Annotated in this window: 3 protein-coding genes and 2 pseudogenes; all 5 read right to left on the bottom strand. The window is 67.2% G+C overall.

From position 1 onward, the window contains the following. Window positions 1-539, bottom strand: a pseudogene (locus G6018_RS16120) (hypothetical protein); the annotation flags it as partial. A gap of 32 nt (window positions 540-571) precedes the next feature. Beyond that, window positions 572-1111 (bottom strand): hypothetical protein, encoded by a 540-nt coding sequence (locus G6018_RS16115; protein WP_347237887.1) that lies wholly within the window; start codon window positions 1109-1111, stop codon window positions 572-574. A gap of 25 nt (window positions 1112-1136) precedes the next feature. Beyond that, window positions 1137-2735, bottom strand: a complete 1599-nt coding sequence (locus tag G6018_RS16110; protein WP_182640157.1) for a peptidoglycan DD-metalloendopeptidase family protein — start codon at window positions 2733-2735, stop codon at window positions 1137-1139. Window positions 2736-2754: 19 nt separating this feature from the next. Further along, window positions 2755-2997, bottom strand: a complete 243-nt coding sequence (locus tag G6018_RS16105; RefSeq protein ID WP_182640156.1) for a helix-turn-helix domain-containing protein — start codon at window positions 2995-2997, stop codon at window positions 2755-2757. Further along, window positions 2994-3386, bottom strand: a pseudogene (locus tag G6018_RS16100) (hypothetical protein); the annotation flags it as partial. The gene G6018_RS16105 and the pseudogene G6018_RS16100, both read right to left, overlap by 4 nt.

The raw sequence follows: 3386 nt of genomic DNA, 5'->3' as shown, positions 1-3386 counted from the left end.
ATCGGGATGATGCGGCTGGAGGTCTTTCCCTGCCGTGGACCCCACAGATCCAGGTGTAGGTCTTCCCACCCGCCCCAGAGGTCTTGACCGGTGGCGACCTCTTTGCCGATGTACACCCCGGGCGTGGTCACCGTCTCCCCGCGCTCGCGGTTCGCGCGGGCAACGGTCTTGGCGGACAGGGACCGAACGTCGGAGCGTCCTGCCAGGTGCTTGGCCACATCGTCTACCCGGGTCCGGCCCGCGTTGCGCCGACCCAGAGCACTGGCTATCACTATGAGCACGATGAAGGCGGCGGCCACCAGGCTCACCGCAACGATCGTGGCCCCACCACTCCACTGCACCTGTCCTTGGAGTAGGTCAATGACCGCCACCACGGGGTTGCCGGGAACGACCTGACCGGTCGGGCTGATCTTCTCTCCGAGCTCCAGGCTCGCCCACGCTCCCAGCACCGCGACTGCGGCCACACCCATCGTGGCCAGCGCGATCGTGGGACCGGGTTCCTTCTGCTGCGGACGACGCGCTACGTCTTTGCCTGCCATCTTGAAAACACTCCCTGTAGTGGTGTTGGTCGTTACTGGCCGACGGATCGGTACTGGTAGCTGGCGACTTTCCAGGCCTCGCCCACGCGCTCGAGCTCGACGGTCACGGTGATCTGCTCCAAAGGCGTTGTCGCGCCGTCCGGGTGCAGCACCTTCTGCCGGACCTGGACCACTCGCGTGGCCTGCCTCGCCTCATTGGCGACCGGGTCCTGGTCGGGGCCAAGGGTGGCCACTCCGATGACGCGGTCACCCGACCTGGCCCACGCCGGCCACTGCCGCGGGGTCGGATCGGGGTCAGGACGAGTTGATGCAGCCTCGGCCAGGGGGCCGGTGAGCTGATCGGCGATGGCATTCATCGCATCCCACGGGGACTGCTGCGCAGCAGGTGTCCACGTGTGCAGTCCCGAGATCGTCGCGACGGCGACCTCATCAGCCGTGCTGATCGGCTCTATGTGCACGTGAGCATCGGTGCCGGGTTCGTCCTCGCGTCCGAGCGTGACGGCCGCGGCGATGGCCGCAACCACCACTGCCACCACTAGTGCCGCTAGTACGCCAACCTGGGTCTTGGTCACGGGCGTGCTCCTCATTCCTGGTCGATCATGCGTTTGCGAATCGAGCGGCCTCTTGCGGCACGATCTGCACGTACTTCTGGGTCTCTGCGTACGGCGGTACACCGCCGAACTGTTGGACTGCGCCGGGGCCTGCGTTGTAGCCGGCCAGCATCAAGGTCTGCGGGTCCCCGGTCAGCACACCGGAGGCGATGGCCTCGCGTTGACCACCTGCGATCTCGCACAGGTAGCGCGCAGCGGCCATCGTCGCGTCGGCCGGGTCGGACGGTGACCCCGACCCCGGTGGGCCTGCAATCTGCCCGTTCTCGTCCACTTTCGCCCCCTTAGATGCCCAGGTTCCGGGCATGAATTGCCCGTACCCTTGCGCCCCTGCCGTGGACACCGCAGTGGCCTGGAACCCGGCGGACTCGTGATAGATCAGCCCCGCCAGCAGCGGCGGATCGACCTCGCGGCACACCTGCCCGCCTAGTGCGATCCACTTGCGCAGCTCGTCGGGGATCTCGCCGTCGTTCAGGCTCCGGTGACCGAAGTCCGGTGCACAATCGTCGTCGCCGGGAGCTCCGGTGGTCTCCGAGGTGTTGTCGGCACCGTCTGTTGGTGCGGCGCCGTAGGTCTGGCCCGCAGACGGCATCCCGCCACCGGCGGTGGTCACGTGCACGTGGTCGTAATGGTTCTCAGTCGGATTGCCCCGATCGTCCATCAGGTGCGGTTGGCCTGACGACGGGATATACATCTGCCGCCAGATCATGTACTCGATGTTGAAAAACTCGCGGTGGGTCAGCAGGTAGTTCTTGATCCGGTTGCCCAGCTCACGCCCTTCGGAGGACTCGTAGTTCGGGATCATGATGTCCACTGCCCGACCCGATGGGTGATCTGGGAGGTCATCGACGGGCCGCCACCCGCCGATGGTTTGCACGCCGGGGAATCGCTGCGCCACTGCCCGGGCAACCCGGATCGAGTCGGTCTGGAGGTTGGCCTTGGACTGGATCTTGTCCGAGTCCGGCATCTGGCCGCCCGAGTGTGGGGCCGGCGTGGGGTCGGTGGCGTCGCTCTCGTCTTGGCCGGTGTCGGCCGGCCCCGATCCGGGGTTGACTGCCCGGTCCAGCCACGGCTGTGGATCGGTCTCGGTGCCGCCGGACAGTCGCCCGCCCTGCCAGACCTCGAAGTGCAGGTGGGGTCCCGTGGACTGTCCGTTGTTGCCGACCTTGCCGATGTACTGGCCTGCGGTCACGGTGTCACCGGTCTGTACTGCGACACCGTCGTCCCACATATGGCCGTACACGGTTGAGAAGGCCTGGCCGTCGATCGTGTGATCGAGGACGATCCAGTTCCCGAACCCGGACGCCTGGCCAGCGGCAGTGACCACTCCCCCGGCCATCGCGTACATGGCGGTGCCGTCGGGGGCGGCTAGGTCGATGCCCCGGTGGCCGGGGCGGTCGGCGCTCTTGTAGGTCGAGGACACGACGTACTCGCCCTCGGCGATCGGCAGACTCAGCTCGCCCGCGGGCACCCCGCCTGCGGAGGGGCTTCCGCTTTCCGGTCGACACGGGTCCCCGCCGTTGGGGCCGAGCACGACCACCATCACCAGCGCCAGCAGGATGATCCCGATGACTAGCCCGGTGACCATTTTCATCGACCTCACGAGGTCACTGACCGAGTCGGGCTCGAAGGGCAGCGACCTCGGCTTGCAGGGCTCGCAGGGACGTGGAGTTGTGCGCCTGCCATACGCCTGCATCGACCGACCACCGCCGCACCGAGTCGCGGCTGATGCCGAACTCGCGGGCGACGGCCTCGGCCGCGGCCGATGTCGAGGGGAACTGCGGTTCGAGCTGCGCGAACCGGTCGACTACTTCCTGGCGGAACTGGGTGTCATACGGCGAGGTGCTCATGCCGGCACCGCCTGCTCGGTGGGCGTGCCGTCGAGCAGATCCCGGAATCGCACGTTGGTGTCGTGGATCCTGGTTTGGTCCTCGGTCGTGGTCAGCAGCACCTGGATCGGGATTCCTGCCGAGCCGTCCTTCGAGGGCTTGAGCATGAACTTGCCGCGGCCCAGTGGTGGCTTCTTCCGACGCTCCTGGTCGTCGTCATCCCCGACAGGGGCGGTGCGCTCGATCGGTGCGCCCTTGGACCAGGCGGTGATCATCGCCGCTTCGGCCTCGGTGAACTGCAAGACCCCGCGCAGGCGATCGAGCTCCCCGGCGGGCAGTCCGCCGCAGATGATCATCCCGGCTCGCTCGATGAAGCCCATCGCGGTCTTGACGTCGACCTCGTTGGGCAG

It is taken from the genome of Dietzia sp. DQ11-44 (assembly GCF_014145205.1).
Classification (GTDB): domain Bacteria; phylum Actinomycetota; class Actinomycetes; order Mycobacteriales; family Mycobacteriaceae; genus Dietzia; species Dietzia natronolimnaea.
The sequence above is the reverse complement of the archived record's forward strand: the minus strand, read 5'-3'. Positions and strand labels throughout refer to the sequence as shown.

Coding starts and splice junctions, on each gene's coding strand:
- G6018_RS16110 (WP_182640157.1), bottom strand. CDS start 2,735: ATGGTCACCGGGCTAGTCATCGGGATCATCCTGCTGGCGCTGGTGATG.
- G6018_RS16105 (WP_182640156.1), bottom strand. CDS start 2,997: ATGAGCACCTCGCCGTATGACACCCAGTTCCGCCAGGAAGTAGTCGAC.